Origin of the sequence: Erythrobacter fulvus, from assembly GCF_028595285.1 — a bacterium.
GTDB classification, from domain to species: domain Bacteria; phylum Pseudomonadota; class Alphaproteobacteria; order Sphingomonadales; family Sphingomonadaceae; genus Erythrobacter; species Erythrobacter fulvus.
The window spans coordinates 23,109-40,163 of the sequence record NZ_JAQQXQ010000013.1 but is presented as its reverse complement, the minus strand read 5'-3'; the positions used below and the strand labels follow the sequence as shown (position 1 = coordinate 40,163).

The following is a 17,055-nucleotide window of genomic DNA, read 5'->3' as shown; positions in this document are numbered from 1 at the left end:
CGCGCTAACCGCGTAAGGCATGGACATGGCGGTAAGCGAACAGAATCTTCCGGGCAATCGCGGGACGGGTTTCACCACCATTCCCGATGATGCGCGCCCGCTGGCAATCGAGGCCAAGGGGCTGGTGAAAAGCTTCGACGGCACCCGCGCGGTGGACGGCGTGGACATCTCCGTGCCCGAAGGCGCGATCTACGGGGTGCTCGGGCCGAACGGCGCGGGCAAGACCACGACGCTGCGCATGCTGCTGGGCATCATCGATCCGGATGAAGGCGTGCGCCGCGTGTTCGGGCATGATCGTCCGCACGATATCGGCCGCCTGATCGGCTACCTGCCCGAAGAACGCGGGCTCTATCCGGCAATGAAGGCGATAGACGCCATCGCCTTCATGGGCGCGCTGCGCGGATTGCCGCTGAAGGAAGGGCGCAGGCGCGCGGTCGAACTGCTTGAACGCCACGGCCTGGGGCACGCCGCGGATCGCCAGATCCGCCAGCTGTCCAAGGGCATGGCGCAGACCGTGCAGCTGCTCGGCACGCTGGTCCACCGCCCGAAGCTGGTGGTGCTGGACGAGCCGTTTTCGGGCCTCGATGCGATCAATCAAGGCAAGCTTGAAATGATGATCCGTGCGCTGGCGGACGAAGGCGTGACGGTGATTTTCTCGACCCATGTGATCCACCATGCCGAACGTCTGTGTGAAGGCGTGGCGATCATCGCCGGGGGCAAGGTTCCCTATGCCGGCAGCGTCGAGTCGGCGCGCGACCGGATTCCGGCGCAGGTGCGGCTGGAGACGCGAGCGCGCGAGGGGGCGTGGCTTTCCGCCCTGCCGCCCGAGACCCGCCGCAACGGCGATTTCTTCCAGTTCCCGCTGCCCGAAACCGGGGTTGAGCCGCTGCTGCGCCGGTTGATCGAAGGCGAGGCGGGGATCCTGTCGCTGTCGATCGAACGTGCGGGGCTGCACGATGCTTTCGTCGCGATCGCGGGCGAGGCGGCCGCGCGCCAGCTCGAGGCAGATCAGGCGGAGGAACGCGCATGAACCCGGCAGAAACCCTCCGTCCGCGGCTTTCCGCATTTGAAGCCGCATGGGTCATCGCCCGGCGCGATTTTCTGGCCGTGCTGCTGAGCCGCGCCTTCCTGTTCTTCCTGCTGGGGCCGCTGTTTCCGGTATTCGTCGGCGGGCTTGCGGGCGCGATCGGCGGCGAGGTGCAACGCGAGTCGGTGAGCGTCGAGGTCGGGCTTGCCATGTCGCCGCAGGAAAACGCGGCGATGCGGGCGGCGGGCCAGCGTCTGATCCCGCAACTGGGCGGCGCCCTGCCCGCCTTGCGCGACGTGCCCGAGGCAGCAGGCGATCCCGATTTCGATGCGCGGGCTTTCATGGAAGCGCGGCGCGGCAATTACGCCGCCATCCTCACCGGCACGCTTGCCCGCCCCGAACTGGTCGGCACCGAAGGGCAGGTGCGCCGCTGGCAGGGCCCGGTCGGGCTGATCGCGGGCCATGCACAAAGCGCCGAGCCGACCGCCTTCCCCGAAGTGGCGCAAGCGATCGTCACCACCAGCGCCGCCGCGGAACGTTCCAGCCGGATCCAGACCGCGCAGGTCGCGCAGATGCTACTGTTCCTGCTGACGATGCTGCTTGCCGGGATGGTGCTGTCCAATCTTGTCGAGGAAAAGGCCAACAAGATCATCGAAATCCTTGCCGCGGCGATCCCGATGGATGCAGTGTTCACGGGCAAGCTGTTCGCCATGCTTGGCGTGTCCTTCGTCGGCATCGCCGTGTGGGGCCTTGCAGGATTCGCGATGTGGAGCGTGGGCAGCGATGCGATCACCGCCACCAGCGGTTTCGATCCTGCACGCCTGCCCGCGCCTGCGGTCGGCTGGCCGTTATTCATCGCGCTCGGCATCACCTATTTCGCGATGGCCTATCTGCTGCTCGGCGCATTGTTCCTGACCATCGGGGCGATGGCCAATACCGTGCGCGAGGTGCAGACGCTGTCGATGCCGGTGACGATGATGCAGCTGATGGTGTTCTTCCTTGCCGCCTACACTATCAAGCAGCCGGGTTCGGGGCTGGAGATGGCGGCGATTGTCTTCCCGCTATCCTCGCCCTTCGCGATGCTGGCGCGTGCGGCGATGGAGCCGCAGCTGTGGACCCATGCGCTGGCTCTGGCATGGCAGGCACTGGCGGTGCTGGCGCTGGTGAAGGGCGGATCGCTGCTGTTCCGCAAGCGGGTGATGAAGTCGGGCGGTGCCGGCCGCGTGTGCCGCGGCTGGTTCGCCCGCCGCAACTCCGGCACGGCCGAACCGGCTGAATAGGTTCCGTTTCGCAACCCACTATTGACATCGCTGTCAGTTAGGGCAGGATGCGATTCGGACCAGAGCGACCCTTCAGGACGAGGTCGCCGGACGGGAGAGAGACATGGCTACAATCGCGCCCCCAGCAAACCCGGGTGTGCAGCGCCCTCAGGTGCGCCGCGAACCGACCGCTTACGATGCCCTGAAGGCGCATTTCGCCGCGCATCCCGAACAGCGGCTTGAACACACGCACCCGTGGGACGTCAGCCGCTCCGACATCTATTTCGAGGATACCTGGCAACCGATCTTCGCCGAGATGCGCAAGGCCGGCCAGCTGCACTACATCCCTGAAAGCCCGCTCGGCCCCTATTGGGCGGTGGTGGGCCACAAGGCGATCCAGCATATCGAAGCGCTGCCTGAAACCTTCTCGTCGAGCTGGGAATATGGCGGGATCACGATTCTCAACCGCCTGACCGAGGAAGAGGCTGCAGCCTCTGGCATCGACACCCGCGAGCTGCCGATGTTCATCGCCATGGACCGCCCGCAGCACACCGGCCAGCGCCGCACCGTCGCGCCCAAGTTCACGCCTTCGGCAGTCACCGACATGGAAGCTGAAATCCGTCAGCGCACCGGTGATCTGCTGGACAGCCTGCCGCGCGGCGAGGTGTTCGACTGGGTCGACAAGGTCTCGATCGAACTGACCACCGGAATGCTGGCGATCCTGTTCGGCTTCCCGTGGGAAGACCGCCGCCTGCTGACCCTATGGTCGGACTGGGCGGGTGACACCGAACTCGCCACCGTGCGCGAAATGGACCAGATGCGCTGGAGCTTCCTTCAGGAAATGGGCGCCTATTTCCAGTCGCTGTGGATCGAGCGCACGATGGACAAGGAGCCGGGCAACGATCTCATCTCGATGATGCTCCACTCCGAGGCGATGAACCAGATGCGGCCCGAGGAATTCATGGGCAATCTCGTGCTGCTGATCGTCGGCGGCAATGACACCACCCGCAACACCATGAGCGGGATCATCCATGCGATGGACAAGTTCCCCGACCAGCGAAAGCTGTTCGAGGAAAACCCCGATCTGATCCCCAACGCGGTGCAGGAATGCCTGCGCTACCAGACCCCGCTGGCCCACATGCGTCGCACCTGCACCGAGGATACCGAGGTGTTCGGCCAGACCATCAGGAAAGGCGACAAGGTGGTGCTGTGGTACCTCTCCGCCAACCGCGACGAGGAGGTGTTCGACAACCCCGACAAGCTCGACATCACCCGCGAGAATGCGCGGCGGCACCTGTCGTTCGGCTACGGCATCCACCGCTGCGTCGGCGCGCGGCTGGCCGAGCTGCAGCTGCGGGTTCTGCTTGAGGAAATGCACAAGCGCCGGATGCGCGTCCATGTTGCGGGCGACGTCGAGCGGGTGCGGGCCAATTTCGTCCACGGCTTCCGCAAGCTCGAGGTCGAGGTCACGACCTTCTGAACGCAGGATGCGGATCGGTGTGAAACTTCCGGGGCGTTTCGTGCGTATTTGAAGGCATGACGACCCGGAACCACACCATGCGCACGCCCGTAATTTCCCGCCGCAATCTGCTCTCTGCCGCGAGCATCGGCGCGGCCCTGCCGCTGGTGACCGCCTGCGGCGTGGCCGAGGCCCAGACCGGGAATTTTCCTGTCCGCCGGAGCGAGGCCGAATGGCGCCGCGTGCTGACCAAAGGGCAATATTACATCCTGCGCGAAGCCGGGACGGAGCGCGCCTTCACCTCGCCGCTCAACAACGAAAAGCGCAAGGGCACTTTCCGCTGTGCGGGATGCAGCAACCCGGTCTATTCGTCAGAGCACAAATATGACAGCGGCACCGGCTGGCCGAGCTTCTGGCAGGCGATCGACAAGGGCGCCGTGGGCACCAGCACCGATTACAAGATCGGCTATCCGCGCACCGAGGTGCATTGCGCCGATTGCGGCGGACATCTTGGCCATATTTTCGGGGACGGGCCGAAGCCCACCGGCAAGCGCCACTGCATCAACGGGCTGGCGCTGACATTCACGCTTGGCTGACGGGGCCGCGACTTAATGTTCCAGTAGCGCCGGGGCTTGCAGCCGCGCGGCGAGGCGGGCGAAATCGCCGAGCGTGAACGTGTCGTCGAACACCACCCCGTAAGACTTCCCGCGCCGCCAGCGCACCTTGGCCCGCACCTCGCGCATCGCGCCGGTCGCATCCGGCAATTCGATTCGTACCGACTGATCGATTGCCAGCAAGGCGTCGCATTCGAACCGCGCGCCCTGCTGGGACAGGTTCTCCACCACCCCCTCGCAGCTCCCCGCCAGCGTGGTCACGCGCAAGGGGAAGCACAGCCCGAGCCTCAAGCCGCGCTTGGGATATTCGCCGGATTCGTTGATCAGCCGCGCGACATCGACCGAGGCATCGAAGGCAAAACCGGCTTCGTTGTCGCGGTGCCACACGCGGTTGACCAGATAGACCGCCCCGGCGGGCATGTGCAGCTCAAACTGCTGGCAACCCGGCAGGCCATGGAACAGGCGCACACTGATTCCGGTTTCCGACACGTCGCGGATCACGCAGACGAATTCGCCCTGCGCGGAAACCAGTTTGGCGGCGCGGATCAGCAAGGTGAAACGCGGCGCGGCCCGCTGTTCCGCGCCCGCCGGATCCGGCCCTTCCTGCAGCTGTACGGTATTCGCAGCCTTGCCCATGCCCGTATCGCCTTGCGCGGCCTTGCTCCCGCCGGGCGGAAACAAGGGGGCGCGTGTGTCCCATGATTAAGACAAAGCAGTAAGTGCAACAGGTTAAGCGGTGGATAATGGCAGCCCTGCGGTTTCCGTCAGGTTGGACGGCCACGGGCCGGATGTACGGGCGGCGGGACTCGAACCCGCACGAGCAAAGCTCAGGGGATTTTAAGTCCCCGGCGTCTACCATTCCGCCACGCCCGCATGGGACAGGCCCTTGCCACAGATTGCCCTGCTAGCGCCAGAGCTTGCCAGCGCGCATGCAAAGCCCCATTTCACCAACGGCATTCGCAAGACAGGGGCGCACAAATGGCAGGCGAGGCAGTTGATGGCGCGCATTCGGTGGTCGCCACGATCCAGCCGGCGATCACGCTGCTTGGTCTGGGCATCGGCGCGGCGCTGGCCAGCCGCGCGCTGCGGCTGAATCCGATCGTCGGCTATATCGGGCTGGGGCTGGGGCTGGCGAGCCTCGGCATGGCGCAGGATTTCAGCGGGCCGTTGGTTGCCGCAATGGCTGAAGCGGGTGTGATGTTCCTGCTGTTCAACCTCGGGCTGCATTTCTCGCTCGGGCGGATCCGGGCCGAAGCGGGCAATATTTTCGGCTTCGGCGCCTTGCAGATGCTGGTATCGGGCGGGGCCTTTGCCGCGCTGCTGGCGGCGCTCGGCCTGCCGCTTGCTTTCGCGATCATCGCCGGTTTCGGACTCGGTCTGTCATCAACCGCAGTGGTGATCGGCCTGATCCGCGAGCGCGACCAGGAGGATTGTCCGGTCGGCCGCGCGGCACAGGCGATCCTGATCTTTCAGGACATTGCCGCGATCCTGCTGCTGGTGGCCGCAGGCGCGCTGGCGGGCGGCGGCGCGTTGCTGCCGGCGCTGGGCCTTGCCGGAGCCAAGGCGCTGGCCGCCTTCGTCATCGCGGTGCTGTTTGCACGCTATCTGACCGAGCCGCTGTTCCGCCTGATCGCCCGCGCGGGCACGACCGAGGTCTACACCGCAACCGCGTTGTTCATCGCGCTGGCTGCGGGCTGGGCGACGGGGATGGCGGGGCTTTCTCTCACGCTCGGTGCGTTTCTCGGCGGCATGGCGGTGGCGGATTCGCGCTATCGCATCCTGGTGCAGACCGAGATCGACGCCTTTCGCGGGCTGTTCCTCAGTTTCTTCTTCATCTCGGTCGGACTGGGGATCGATCCTGCCGCGCTGGTGCAGGACTGGCTGTGGGTGGTGTTGGCCGCTGCGGGCCTTATCACATTGAAATGCGCGCTTAATGTCGTGGCGGCGCTGGTCAATCGTTGGTCGGTGCCGGGTTCGATCCAGCTCGGATTCCTGCTCGGTCAGGGAAGCGAGTTCACGCTGGTGCTGCTGGCGCTGCCGGCGGTGGCGGGGCTGGTGGAGCCGCGTCTGATCTCCACGATGGTAACGGCCATTGCGATCAGCCTGGCGGTCACCCCGCCGGTTTCGAATATCGGGCGCAAGCTGGCGGGCCGCCTGCGCGCCGGGCCGCCCGACGCCAAGCTGGCGGGCGACGATGCGCCGGTGGTGATCATCGGCATGACCGCTGCGGGGCGTGCGGTGGCGGACGCGCTGGCGTTCAACGACATCGGCTATCTCGCGCTGGAACCCGGTCACGACCGTTTCCAGATGGCGCTCGCCGACGGGTACCACGTGCATCAGGCCAACCCGGCCGATCCGCGCAGCTGGGACGCGATCGGGATGGGCCGGCGCGAGATTATCGTGGTCGCGACCGGCAGCCTTGCCGCCTCGCGCGAGTTGACCCCGCTGGTGGAGGAGCGGCTGCCGGGGATCTCGCGTGTGATCGCTCTCACAGGCAGGGATGCCGTGGAAGAGGCTGCTGCACTGGGGATGGTCGCGGTCGATACCGCGCCCGAGGGCGGACACGAGCGGCTGGCCGATCTGGTGTTCGCGGCGCTCGGCCGGGAACGCCGGCTGGCGTCGTCGGGCTGGGCCGATGACGCCGATTCACCCGCGCTGGAGGCAGCCTGAAAGGTTCTTCGGCGTGCTTCGCAAACCGGAATGCGCCATGCCGGAACTGTGCGGGCAATGTTTCACGTGAAACATTTGGCGAACATTGCCCGCCCGGCGTGCGTCAGCCCTGGTTGAGACGCTCGCGGATTTCCTTGCCGGCCTTGAAGTAAGGCACGCGCTTGGCCGGAACGTCGACTGTTTCCCCGGTGCGCGGGTTACGGCCGCTGCGGGCCTCGCGTTCGCGGGTAGAGAAGGCTCCGAAGCCGCGCAGCTCCACCCGGCCGCCTTCGGCCAGTCGCTGGGCGATTTCATCGAAGAAGATATCCACGACCTGCTCGATTTCTTCGCTACGCAGGTCGGGGTTGTCCTTGTGCAATTCCTGCAACAATTCGGATCTGATCATGGCGCTCTCCCGACGTTCATGGACGGTATTCCGCCATATGACGCCGCATGCGGGATAAACCCGCGGTTTCCTCAACTCGCCTCCGACCCGAAAGGCGCCCCCCTTTAGTCCCGGCATCGGGCGCGATGCAATCCCGTTCGATACCAAGATGAACAGATTGTCAGAATTCACAGGGTTGTGCAATGCGCACAATAGCCAGCTTGCCAAGAATTCAGGAAGATACCGCCAGATCCACGGGATCGAGCCCGAGCCGCTCCATCCGGCTGCGGATATCGGGCCATTCCTCGCGCAGGAAGGACTCGCGCTCGCGGGCGCGCAAGCGCTCGGCCGCGCCTTTCACCACATACATGCCGACCCCGCGCTGCACTTCGACCAGTCCGTCGTTCTGGAACTGCTGGTAGGCCTTCGCCACGGTCAGCGGATTGGCGCCCTGTTCGGCTGCCAGTGCGCGCACCGACGGCAGCATTGCGCCTTCGGGATAATCGCCGTCGATGATGGCAGCGGCAATCTGGTCGCGCAGCTTGAGATAGACGGGCCTGTTCGAGCTTGGGCGGTTGGGGTTCATGATCTCAGTGTCCCTTGCGAGGTGCATCAGTGCCATAATACAGCCATGCGCGTCAAGTTTGGGTCAGATACGGTTTCACCCGAAACAAAAGCTTCACACAGGCGATTGAGTCGCTAGGTTGCGCTCCCATGGGACCGCGCCGGCGAGAGGCGCGCTTTAGGGATATCCGAATACATGGCTACTGCTGAGCTTCCGCACGGGGACAGCGCCGGGACGATCCTCGGCCACCCCAAGGGTCTGTTCGTTTTGTTCTTCGCCGAGATGTGGGAGCGTTTCTCCTACTACGGCATGCGGGCGCTGCTGATCCTGTACCTCACCAAGCACTGGCTGTTCTCCGACGGCGAGGCGGGGGTGATCTACGGCGCCTATACCGCGCTGGTCTACATCACCCCGGTGCTTGGCGGCTATCTGGCCGATAAGTATCTCGGGCAGCGAAAAGCGGTGGTCTTTGGCGCGGTGCTGTTGACCTTCGGCCATATCCTGATGGGGGTTGAGGGCGACGGCGGGCAGGATCTTGCGGTGCTCAACGTCTTCTGGCTGGCGCTGGCCTTCATCATCGTCGGCTCGGGCTTTCTTAAGGCCAATATCTCGGTGATCGTCGGGCAGCTATACCCGCGCACCGACACGCGCCGCGATCCGGCCTATACGATCTTCTACATGGGCATCAATCTGGGCGCGTTCCTCGGTTCGCTGCTGTGCGGCTATATCGGGGAGACTTACGGCTGGTCCTACGGCTTCGGTCTTGCCGGCTTCGGGATGTTCCTCGGCCTTATCGTCTTCACCCGGGGCAAGCCGCTGCTGCTCGGCCGCGGCGAGCCGCCCAAGCCGCTCGGAAAAGGCCTCGAATGGGGTCTTTACGCGGTCGGCCTCGTCGCCGTCGCGGTGGCGTGGTGGATGGTGCAGAATCAGGCCGTCGTCGGCGGGCTTCTCGGCATTTTCGGCGGCATTCTGGTGGCCTATGTGCTCGGCATTGCTGTGTTCAAGCTGCCGTCCGAAGACCGCGACCGGATCTTCGCGGCGATGTTCCTGATCTTCGTGTCGATCGTGTTCTGGGCGCTGTTCGAACAGGCGGGCAACTCGCTCAACCTGTTCACCGACCGCCATGTGGATCGCTCCGGCGTGCCCGCATCGGTCTTCCAGTCGCTCAACGCCGCCTACATCTTCCTGCTCGCGCCGCTGTTCGCATGGCTCTGGACCGCGCTCGGCAAGAAGGGGCTGGAACCTTCCGCGCCGTTCAAGTTCGGCCTCGGCGTGATCCAGGTCGGTCTTGGCTTCCTTGTGCTCGTGTGGGGCGCGCAGGCTTCGGGCATGGACGCGGCGGTGCCGGTGATCTTCATCTTCCTGATCTACCTGCTGCACACGACCGGCGAACTGTGCCTCAGCCCGGTCGGCCTTTCGGCGATGAACCGTCTGGCCCCGGCGCACATGGCTTCACTGATCATGGGCACCTGGTTCTTCGCCTCGGCCACGGGCAACTTCGCCGCGGGCCTGATCTCGGCTGCAGCCGGGGGCGAAGGCCTTGAGGGCGCCGAAGCCGGCAAGGAACTGGTGCTGAGCGTCTATTCCACCGTCGGCTGGTACGCGATGGGAATCGGTGCGGTGGTGCTGGTAATCAGCCCGCTGATCAAGAAGCTGATGCACCTCGATACGCTCAAGGACGATGATACCGCCGCTGCCGATGGTGCCGACGAGGCCTATCCGGTTGCCGCACGCCCGGCCGAGTAATCGCCGCGGTACGCATTTGTCGTCCAAGACCATGGACAAACCTCGCGTTTTCCGTTCCAACACCCGGATCGGAACAACGCGAGGTTTGAATGTTCGCAGATAAGAAGATGCGCGCCGGTACGGGCGCGCTGGCTACGATCGTCAGCGCGCTTGCGCTGATTGCGGGCGCCACCGCCGCCGACGCGCGGGACAAGGACAAGAAGCGCGACAAGGAGGCGGAAACCGCCGCTCCGGCCTTTACCGCCAAGCGCGAGAGCGACGGGGTCTTCTCCTCGACTTACAAACCCTATCCCGGCGTCGCCACCGCGCTGGTTGGCGCGACCGTGTTCGACGGACGCGGCGGCAAGATCGAGAACGGCGTGGTGTTCTTCAGCGGCGGTAAGATCGTCGCTGTCGGCGGCCCTGACACCCAGGTCCCGGCCGACATCGCGGTGTTCGACGGCACGGGAAAGTTCGTCACGCCCGGCATCATCGACATCCACTCGCACCTCGGCGACTATCCCTCGCCCGGCGTCGACGCGCATTCGGACGGCAACGAGGCGACCAGCCCGACCACGCCCGAAGTCTGGGCCGAACATTCGGTTTGGCCGCAGGACCCGGGCTTTTCCCGCGCGCTTGCCAATGGCGGGATCACCGCGCTCCAGATCCTGCCCGGCTCGGCCAACCTCATGGGCGGGCGTTCCGTCACGCTCAAGAACGTGCCGGCGCGCACCACGCAGGGCATGAAGTTCCCCGGCGCGCCCTATGGCCTCAAGATGGCCTGCGGGGAGAACCCCAAGCGCGTTTACGGCAGTCGCGGGCGCATGCCCTCGACCCGCATGGGCAACCTTGCGGTCAACCGCCAGACGTGGCTCGCCGCGATTGACTATGCCAACAACAAGGAAGCCAAGCGCGATCTTGCCAAGGAAACGCTGGTGGGCGTGCTGAAGGGCGAAATCCTCGTCCACAACCACTGCTACCGCGCCGACGAAATGGCCATCGTCATGGATATGGCCAAGGAGATGGGCTACAAGGTCAGCACCTTCCATCACGCGGTCGAAAGCTACAAGATCGGTGATCTGCTGCGCGAAAACGACGTGTGCAGCGCGGTGTGGGCCGACTGGTACGGCTTCAAGATGGAAAGCTATGACGGTATCCTTGAAAACGCCGCCTTCCTCCAGCGCGAAGGCGCCTGCGTGGTCATCCACTCGGACGATCAGAACGATATCCAGCGGTTGAACCAGGAAGCGCGCAAGGCCCAGAAGGCGGGTCAGCGCATGGGGATCGAAATTTCCGATGCCACCGCGATCCAGTGGATCACCTACAACCCCGCCAAGGCGATGGGCATCCACGAGATGACCGGCAGCCTTGAACCCGGCAAGATGGCCGACGTGGTGCTGTGGAACGGCGATCCGCTGAGCGTTTATTCGCGGCCCGAAAAGGTCTGGATCGACGGCGCGCTGATGTTCGATGCCAATGATCCGAAACGTCGTCCGGTGAGCGATTTCGAGCTTGGCCAGCCCGGTGAAGGAGATGTGAAATGAAGCGCCTCCTCGCACTGGCCGTCAGCGGCCTCGCCCTTGCCGCAGCGCCCGCACTGGCGCAGGACATGATCGTCACAAACGCCCGGCTTGTGATCGGCGACGGCAGTGCGCCGGTTGAAGGCGGCACCGTCATTATCGAAGGCGGCAAGGTGGTGTTCGCCGGCAAGGCGGCCGCCGGCCAGACCTACGCAACCGACGTCGTGATCGACGCGGGCGGCGCATGGGTGACGCCCGGCATCTTCGCCACGCTGACCTCGCTCGGCCTGGCGGATGTTTCGGCTGTCGGCGATTCGAACGATATCCGCGCAGGCAACGCACCGTTCAGCGCGGCGCTCGACGCTTCGACCGCGATCAACCCGACGTCGCAGCATATCCTTGTGCACCGTGCTGTCGGGATCACCCGCGCAGCAACGACCACGCAGCCGGCGGGTTCGATCTTTGCCGGGCAGGGCGCGATCATCGATCTGGATGGCGATGCCAACGCGGTGATGCAGCCCCGCGCGTTCCAGATGGTCAATCTCGGCGAAGGCGGCGCGCAGCTTGCAGGCGGCAGCCGCGCGGCGGCGCATACCCTGCTGCGGGCAGCGCTGCGCGAGGCGCAGGCGCTGGTCGGCAAGACGGGCACCCCGCAGACTACCGAAATCGTCAAGGACGACGAAGTGCTGCTCGGCCGTTTCGATGCCGAAGCGCTGGTGCCGGTGGTGACGGGCAAGCAGAAGCTCTATGTCGCGGTCGAACGCGCGGCCGACATCCGCGGCGTGCTGGCGCTCAAGAAAGAATTCGCGCAGCTCGACATGGTGCTCGTCGGCGTCACCGAAGGCTGGATGGTGGCGAACGAAATCGCCGCTGCGGGCGTGCCGGTGATCGCCAACGGCCTTAACGACCTGCCCGAAAGCTTCGAGCAGCTGGGCGCGACCCAGTCCAACGCGGGCCGGCTGATGCGGGCCGGGGTCAAGGTGGCGATCAACGCGTCAACCCTGCAGGACCCGCGCCGTTTGCAGCAGGTCGCGGGCAATCTCGTCGCGCTGACCCGGATGCCGGGGGCGACAGGGATGAGCTGGGATCAGGCCTTTGCCGCAATCAGCTCCGTGCCCGCCGAAATCAGCGGCATGGGCGGCAAGGCTGGCGTGCTGAAGCCCGGCGCGCTGGGCGACGTGGTGCTGTGGGACGGCGATCCGCTCGAAGTCGGCTCGGTGCCGGTGAAGGTCTATATCGGCGGTGTCGAACAGAGCCTTGAAAGCCACCAGAGCCGCTTGCGCGAACGTTACAAGGATCTCGACGAAAGCGATCTGCCCAAGGCTTACGACCGGTAGGCAGCGGCAATGCCCGTGCTATAGTCTTTCCCGGCACAACCGGGGGAGACAGCATGGACGGGTCGATCATCAATCTCGTGGCGGCCAACGCCGCCTTCGTGGGCACGCATTTCGCGATGTCGCATCCCTTGCGCGCCCCGATGGTCAAGTTGCTGGGCGCGGGCGGATTTCAGGCCGTCTACAGCATCGTCAGCTTTGCGACGCTGGGCTGGGTGGTGTTCGCCTTCAAGGCAGCGCCGGGTGCCGACCTTGGCGGCTCGGGCGATATCGGCTGGATCATCGCCACTGTGCTGACCTGGCCTGCGATGGTGCTGCTGGCCGGTTCGCTGATCGGCAATCCGGCATTGCCGACCCCGATGGCCGAAGCACAGGCCCGGGCCGAACCCAAGGGCGTTTTCAGGGTTACCCGTCACCCGATGATGTGGGGGATCGGGTTGTGGGCGGCATCGCACATCATCCTGTTCTGGAGCATCCGCACCCTCGTCACCGCGCTTGCCATGGGCATTCTCGCGCTGGTCGGTGCGCGGCTGCAGGACGCCAAGAAGGAAGTGCTGATGGGCGAGGCCTGGGCCGAGTGGGAGAGCAAGACCAGCTATTGGCCGCGGCTCGGCAAGCTGTTTTCGGTCGGTGCGGTGCCGCTCATCGCGGGCACCGTGCTGTGGCTTGGCGGAAGCTGGCTGCACCTGTGGCAGGCGGACATTCCTGCGGGTGTGTGGAAGTGGCTGGCGTGATTATTCGCCCTTGAACACGGCCTGCCGCTTCTCGATCAGCGCAGCCACGCCCTCGGCATGGTCGGCGGTGGTGTGCATCATCGCCTGCGTATTGGCCGCCATTTCGAGCGCGGTATCATAGCTCACCTGCTGCCCTTGCCGCAGCAGGTTCTTGGTGTGGCGCAGCGCGTGCGGGGGAAGCAACGCGATCCGGCCCGCCAGCGCGCGGGCCTCGTCCATCAGCGCCTCGGGCACGACCACGCGGCTAACCAGGCCCCAGTCCTTTGCCGTCTGCGCGTCGATCACATCACCGGTATAGAACAGCTCGGCCGCGCGGCTCATCCCGATCACGCGGGGGAGAATCCATGTGCCCCCGTCGCCCGGGATGATGCCGAGCTTCAGGAAGGTCACGCCGAATTTCGCGTTCTCGCTGGCGATCCTGATGTCGGCAAGGCAGGCGACATCGCAGCCCAGTCCGATTGCGGGGCCATTGACTGCCGCGATCACCGGCACCCGCAAGCCATGCAGCGCGCGCAGCATCATGTGGATGTTATCGCGATATCCGTCCGAAATCGCCGGCGCGGTGCCGCCGAAGGTGCCGGTCTTGTCCTTCATCGCCTTGATGTCGCCGCCGGCGCTGAATGCCCGTCCCGCGCCGGTCAGGATGACCACGCGGCATTCCATGTCGCGGTTTATCGTATTGGCAATGCTGGCGAACGCATCTCCGTCGCCGGGAGCGCCAAGCGGGTTCATGGAGTCCGCACGATCGAACGTGAGGATGGTGACGGGGCCTTCGCGGGTGATCTGGATAAACGACATCGGGCCTTGCACTTTCGCTTCCGGGAATTCAGCCTGCGTATAGGCAGGGGGCGTCAACGAGGGAACAAAGGAATGCCATGCCTAACCTCGCGCTTCTGACAGTCTCGCAACCTTTGCTCAGCGCCGCGCTGGCCGTGCCCGGCGTGCCGCCGCGCGCGCCCGAACATCCTGTGACCGCGCTGGAATGGTCGCTGCAACAGGCCGAGGGCGAGGAGCAGCCCGCAGGCGAGGAGCCGCCGCCCGAGGAAATCAACGAAATCGTGGTCGAAGGCGATTACGGCCCGCCCGAGGGTGATCCGGTCGAGAAGTTCAACGCCGAAAGCTACCGCCTGACACAGGCGGTGGACAGCGCGGTGATCGAGCCGGTCGCCTATGCCTATCGCGACGGCTTGCCCGGCCCGGTGCGCGAAGGCCTCGGCAATGTGGTGCGCAATCTGGGCGAGCCGAGCAATGCGCTGAATTTCCTGTTGCAGGGCAAGATCGGCAAGGCGTTCGGCAGTCTCGGCCGGCTGGCGATCAATTCGACGTTCGGGATTGGCGGGCTGATCGACGTGGCGGGCAAGCCGGGCATCGGCATTCCCTATCGCCGCAACGGCTTTGCCAACACGCTTGGCTATTACGGGGCAGGGCCGGGTGCCTATCTCTACCTGCCGGTGACCGGGGCGACGACGGTGCGCGATCTGGTGGGCAGCACACTGGATCAGGCGCTGTTGCCCTTCGCGGTGGGCAAGCCGTTCAACAAGCCCGAATATGCCGTGACCTATTTCGTGGTGAACGGGCTCGACCAGCGGCTCGAATTCGATGACGAATTGAAGGATATTGCCGCGTCCGACGATCCCTACGCGGTGCGGCGCGACACCTATCTCGCCAAGCGCGAGCGCGAGATCGCGGCGCTCAAGGGCGAGGTGGTGCCGGAAGTAGAGGCCGCGCAGCCGGAGGACATGGTGGACGACACCGCCGTTCCCGGCAGCTCGGACAGCCCGCCGCTATCGCTGATCGAACAGGTCCAGATCACCGCGCGGACTGCTCCCGGGACGCGCTGACCTGCCGGAATCGCGTTACGCCCGCGCTTCCTCGATCGCCGCGCTGTTGTGCTTCAGCGCCTTAAGCACCGTTTCGACGATGTGCGGGGCGTTAAGGCGAGCCTCGTCATACTGCTTCATGGGATCGTCCTGATCCTGGAAACGGTCGGGCAGACGCATGGTGCGCACCTTCAGACCCGCATCGGTCAGGCCTTCGTCGCTGGCATAGGTCAGCACGTGCGCGCCCAGCCCGCCTATCGCACCTTCCTCGATGGTGACGACCACCTCGTGGCTGCGCATCAGCCTGGCGATCAGCTCTTCGTCGAGCGGCTTGGCAAAGCGCATGTCCGCGACCGTGGTCGACAGGCCCTTGGCCTCCAGCTGGTCGGCGGCTTTCAGGGCCTCGGGCAGCCGCGCGCCCAATGACAGGATCGCGACCTTGGTGCCTTCGCGCACCAGCCGACCCTTGCCGATTTCGAGCTTCTGCGGAACTTCGGGCAGGGGCACGCCGGTGCCGCTGCCGCGCGGATAGCGGAACGCGATGGGCCCCGCGTCATATTCGGCGGCGGTGTAGGTCATGTGGACCAGTTCCGCCTCATCCGATGCCGCCATCACCACCATGTTGGGCAGGGTGGCGAGATAGGTGATGTCGAAGCTGCCCGCATGGGTCGCCCCGTCCGCGCCGACCAGACCCGCACGGTCGATCGCAAAGCGCACCGGCAGGTTCTGGATGCACACGTCGTGCACCACCTGATCATAGGCGCGCTGGAGGAAGGTGGAATAGATTGCAGCGAAGGGTCGCATACCTTCTGCCGCGAGACCTGCGGCAAAGGTCACCGCGTGCTGTTCGGCAATGCCGACATCGAAGCTGCGGCCGGGATGCGCCTTGGCGAACTTGTCGACCCCGGTGCCCGACGGCATGGCGGCGGTGATCGCACAGATGCGCGGATCATCATTGGCAAGCTTGGCCAGTGTCTCGCCGAACACGTCCTGATAGGCGGGCGCGCTGGGGGCGCTCTTCGCCTTCTCGCCGGTGACGACATTGAACTTGGGCACGCCGTGATACTTGTCGGCGCTGTTTTCGGCAGGCGCGTAGCCCTTGCCCTTTTCGGTCACGACATGGATCAGCACCGGGCCTTCGGAGGTGTCGCGGACATTCTCAAGCACGGGCAGCAGGTGATCGAGATTGTGCCCGTCGATCGGGCCGACGTAGTAGAAGCCCAGCTCTTCGAACAAAGTCCCGCCGGTCACCATGCCACGCGTGAATTCCTCGGCCTTGCCGATGGTGTCGTGCAACCGGCGGCTCATCTTCTTGACCGCGCGGCTGGCGAGGCTGCGGATGCCGAGATATTCGGAAGACGACACCATCCGCGCGAGATAGGCCGACAGCCCGCCCACAGGCGGGGCGATCGACATGTCGTTATCGTTGAGGATCACGATCAGCCGGTTGCCCGCCTGCGCGGCGTTGTTCATCGCCTCATAGGCCATGCCCGCGCTCATCGAGCCGTCGCCGATCACCGCGATGCCGCGACCGGGGCGGTTCTGCAACTTGTTAGCCATGGCAAAGCCGAGCGCCGCAGAAATCGAAGTCGACGAATGCGCCGCGCCGAAGGGGTCGTATTCGCTCTCGGAGCGCTTGGTGAAGCCGCTGAGGCCGCCGCCCTGACGCAGGGTGCGGATCCGGTCACGACGGCCGGTGATAATCTTGTGCGGATAGCACTGGTGGCCCACGTCCCACACCAGCTTGTCTTCGGGCGTATTGAAGACGTAGTGGATCGCCACGGTCAGCTCGACCACCCCGAGGCCCGAGCCCAGATGCCCGCCCGAGGTGCTGACCGCGTCGATCATTTCGGCGCGCAGTTCATCGGCAAGCTGACGGAGTTGTTCGGGCTTGAGGCGGCGAAGATCGTCGGGTGTGTCAACCTGATCGAGCAGAGGCGTGTAAGGCGGTTGTGTCATAACGC

General features: G+C 65.2%; 15 protein-coding genes and 1 tRNA gene. 10 read left to right on the top strand and 6 right to left on the bottom strand.

Annotated elements, in window-relative coordinates:
* The first annotated feature begins 19 nt into the window (after positions 1-19).
* From OIK40_RS13990 to msrB, 4 genes are all read left to right on the top strand, one after another.
* Entirely contained in the window at positions 20-1,030 is a 1,011-nt protein-coding gene (locus OIK40_RS13990) for an ABC transporter ATP-binding protein (RefSeq protein WP_273678975.1), read from the top strand.
* A complete protein-coding gene (locus OIK40_RS13985; protein ID WP_273678974.1) occupies positions 1,027-2,307 on the top strand; it encodes an ABC transporter permease in 1,281 nt (426 codons plus the stop codon). Before OIK40_RS13990 ends, OIK40_RS13985 begins: the two co-directional genes overlap by 4 nt.
* A 103-nt stretch (positions 2,308-2,410) precedes the next feature.
* Positions 2,411-3,766 carry a cytochrome P450 gene (locus OIK40_RS13980; protein ID WP_273678973.1) on the top strand — a complete coding sequence of 452 codons (1,356 nt, stop codon included), beginning with the start codon at positions 2,411-2,413 and terminating at the stop codon, positions 3,764-3,766.
* Positions 3,767-3,843: 77 nt separating this feature from the next.
* Positions 3,844-4,341 carry a peptide-methionine (R)-S-oxide reductase MsrB gene (gene msrB, locus OIK40_RS13975; RefSeq protein WP_273678972.1) on the top strand — a complete coding sequence of 166 codons (498 nt, stop codon included), beginning with the start codon at positions 3,844-3,846 and terminating at the stop codon, positions 4,339-4,341.
* 12 nt (positions 4,342-4,353) lie between these two features.
* Here the strand turns inward: msrB and OIK40_RS13970 are convergent, their stop codons facing one another.
* Both OIK40_RS13970 and OIK40_RS13965 read right to left on the bottom strand, forming a co-directional pair.
* On the bottom strand, positions 4,354-4,995 hold the full coding sequence (locus OIK40_RS13970) for a PilZ domain-containing protein (RefSeq protein ID WP_273678971.1): 642 nt from the start codon (positions 4,993-4,995) through the stop codon (positions 4,354-4,356).
* Between the two features lie 155 nt (positions 4,996-5,150).
* Positions 5,151-5,232: transfer RNA gene (locus OIK40_RS13965), tRNA-Leu, on the bottom strand.
* Positions 5,233-5,337: 105 nt separating this feature from the next.
* Here OIK40_RS13965 and OIK40_RS13960 point away from each other — a divergent pair.
* Positions 5,338-7,029: a cation:proton antiporter domain-containing protein gene (locus OIK40_RS13960; RefSeq protein WP_273678970.1), complete on the top strand. Its 1,692-nt coding sequence runs from the start codon at positions 5,338-5,340 to the stop codon at positions 7,027-7,029.
* Between the two features lie 103 nt (positions 7,030-7,132).
* Here OIK40_RS13960 and OIK40_RS13955 read toward each other — a convergent pair whose 3' ends face one another.
* Both OIK40_RS13955 and OIK40_RS13950 read right to left on the bottom strand, forming a co-directional pair.
* Positions 7,133-7,414: an integration host factor subunit beta gene (locus OIK40_RS13955; protein ID WP_273678969.1), complete on the bottom strand. Its 282-nt coding sequence runs from the start codon at positions 7,412-7,414 to the stop codon at positions 7,133-7,135.
* 211 nt (positions 7,415-7,625) lie between these two features.
* Positions 7,626-7,979, bottom strand: a complete 354-nt coding sequence (locus OIK40_RS13950; protein WP_273678968.1) for a GntR family transcriptional regulator — start codon at positions 7,977-7,979, stop codon at positions 7,626-7,628.
* A gap of 174 nt (positions 7,980-8,153) precedes the next feature.
* On the opposite strand from OIK40_RS13950, the gene OIK40_RS13945 reads away from it, so the two are divergent.
* The 4 genes from OIK40_RS13945 to OIK40_RS13930 all read left to right on the top strand — a co-directional run bounded on the left by OIK40_RS13945 (position 8,154) and on the right by OIK40_RS13930 (position 13,271).
* Positions 8,154-9,704 (top strand): peptide MFS transporter, encoded by a 1,551-nt coding sequence (locus OIK40_RS13945; RefSeq protein WP_273678967.1) that lies wholly within the window; start codon positions 8,154-8,156, stop codon positions 9,702-9,704.
* A gap of 107 nt (positions 9,705-9,811) precedes the next feature.
* Positions 9,812-11,227 carry an amidohydrolase gene (locus tag OIK40_RS13940; RefSeq protein ID WP_374211818.1) on the top strand — a complete coding sequence of 472 codons (1,416 nt, stop codon included), beginning with the start codon at positions 9,812-9,814 and terminating at the stop codon, positions 11,225-11,227.
* Positions 11,224-12,540, top strand: a complete 1,317-nt coding sequence (locus OIK40_RS13935) for an amidohydrolase family protein (RefSeq protein WP_273678965.1) — start codon at positions 11,224-11,226, stop codon at positions 12,538-12,540. The genes OIK40_RS13940 and OIK40_RS13935 overlap by 4 nt, the downstream gene beginning before the upstream one ends.
* A gap of 53 nt (positions 12,541-12,593) precedes the next feature.
* On the top strand, positions 12,594-13,271 hold the full coding sequence (locus OIK40_RS13930) for an NnrU family protein (RefSeq protein WP_273678964.1): 678 nt from the start codon (positions 12,594-12,596) through the stop codon (positions 13,269-13,271).
* Here the strand turns inward: OIK40_RS13930 and OIK40_RS13925 are convergent, their stop codons facing one another.
* Positions 13,272-14,069 (bottom strand): crotonase/enoyl-CoA hydratase family protein, encoded by a 798-nt coding sequence (locus tag OIK40_RS13925; protein WP_273678963.1) that lies wholly within the window; start codon positions 14,067-14,069, stop codon positions 13,272-13,274.
* 77 nt (positions 14,070-14,146) lie between these two features.
* Between OIK40_RS13925 and OIK40_RS13920 the strand changes: the two genes are divergently transcribed.
* A complete protein-coding gene (locus tag OIK40_RS13920) occupies positions 14,147-15,112 on the top strand; it encodes an MlaA family lipoprotein (RefSeq protein ID WP_273678962.1) in 966 nt (321 codons plus the stop codon).
* A 15-nt stretch (positions 15,113-15,127) separates the two neighbouring features.
* Here OIK40_RS13920 and dxs read toward each other — a convergent pair whose 3' ends face one another.
* Positions 15,128-17,050, bottom strand: coding sequence for a 1-deoxy-D-xylulose-5-phosphate synthase (gene dxs / locus OIK40_RS13915; RefSeq protein WP_273678961.1), 1,923 nt, complete (start codon positions 17,048-17,050; stop codon positions 15,128-15,130).
* Positions 17,051-17,055 lie beyond the last annotated feature (5 nt).

What these genes read in the sequence shown, in the direction of transcription:
- OIK40_RS13990 (WP_273678975.1), top strand. Translation starts at nt 20, where the DNA reads ATGGACATGGCGGTAAGCGAACAGAATCTTCCGGGCAATCGCGGGACG.
- OIK40_RS13985 (WP_273678974.1), top strand. Translation starts at nt 1,027, where the DNA reads ATGAACCCGGCAGAAACCCTCCGTCCGCGGCTTTCCGCATTTGAAGCC.
- OIK40_RS13980 (WP_273678973.1), top strand. Translation starts at nt 2,411, where the DNA reads ATGGCTACAATCGCGCCCCCAGCAAACCCGGGTGTGCAGCGCCCTCAG.
- msrB (WP_273678972.1), top strand. Translation starts at nt 3,844, where the DNA reads ATGCGCACGCCCGTAATTTCCCGCCGCAATCTGCTCTCTGCCGCGAGC.
- OIK40_RS13970 (WP_273678971.1), bottom strand. Translation starts at nt 4,995, where the DNA reads ATGGGCAAGGCTGCGAATACCGTACAGCTGCAGGAAGGGCCGGATCCG.
- OIK40_RS13960 (WP_273678970.1), top strand. Translation starts at nt 5,338, where the DNA reads ATGGCAGGCGAGGCAGTTGATGGCGCGCATTCGGTGGTCGCCACGATC.
- OIK40_RS13955 (WP_273678969.1), bottom strand. Translation starts at nt 7,414, where the DNA reads ATGATCAGATCCGAATTGTTGCAGGAATTGCACAAGGACAACCCCGAC.
- OIK40_RS13950 (WP_273678968.1), bottom strand. Translation starts at nt 7,979, where the DNA reads ATGAACCCCAACCGCCCAAGCTCGAACAGGCCCGTCTATCTCAAGCTG.
- OIK40_RS13945 (WP_273678967.1), top strand. Translation starts at nt 8,154, where the DNA reads ATGGCTACTGCTGAGCTTCCGCACGGGGACAGCGCCGGGACGATCCTC.
- OIK40_RS13940 (WP_374211818.1), top strand. Translation starts at nt 9,812, where the DNA reads ATGCGCGCCGGTACGGGCGCGCTGGCTACGATCGTCAGCGCGCTTGCG.
- OIK40_RS13935 (WP_273678965.1), top strand. Translation starts at nt 11,224, where the DNA reads ATGAAGCGCCTCCTCGCACTGGCCGTCAGCGGCCTCGCCCTTGCCGCA.
- OIK40_RS13930 (WP_273678964.1), top strand. Translation starts at nt 12,594, where the DNA reads ATGGACGGGTCGATCATCAATCTCGTGGCGGCCAACGCCGCCTTCGTG.
- OIK40_RS13925 (WP_273678963.1), bottom strand. Translation starts at nt 14,069, where the DNA reads ATGTCGTTTATCCAGATCACCCGCGAAGGCCCCGTCACCATCCTCACG.
- OIK40_RS13920 (WP_273678962.1), top strand. Translation starts at nt 14,147, where the DNA reads ATGCCTAACCTCGCGCTTCTGACAGTCTCGCAACCTTTGCTCAGCGCC.
- dxs (WP_273678961.1), bottom strand. Translation starts at nt 17,050, where the DNA reads ATGACACAACCGCCTTACACGCCTCTGCTCGATCAGGTTGACACACCC.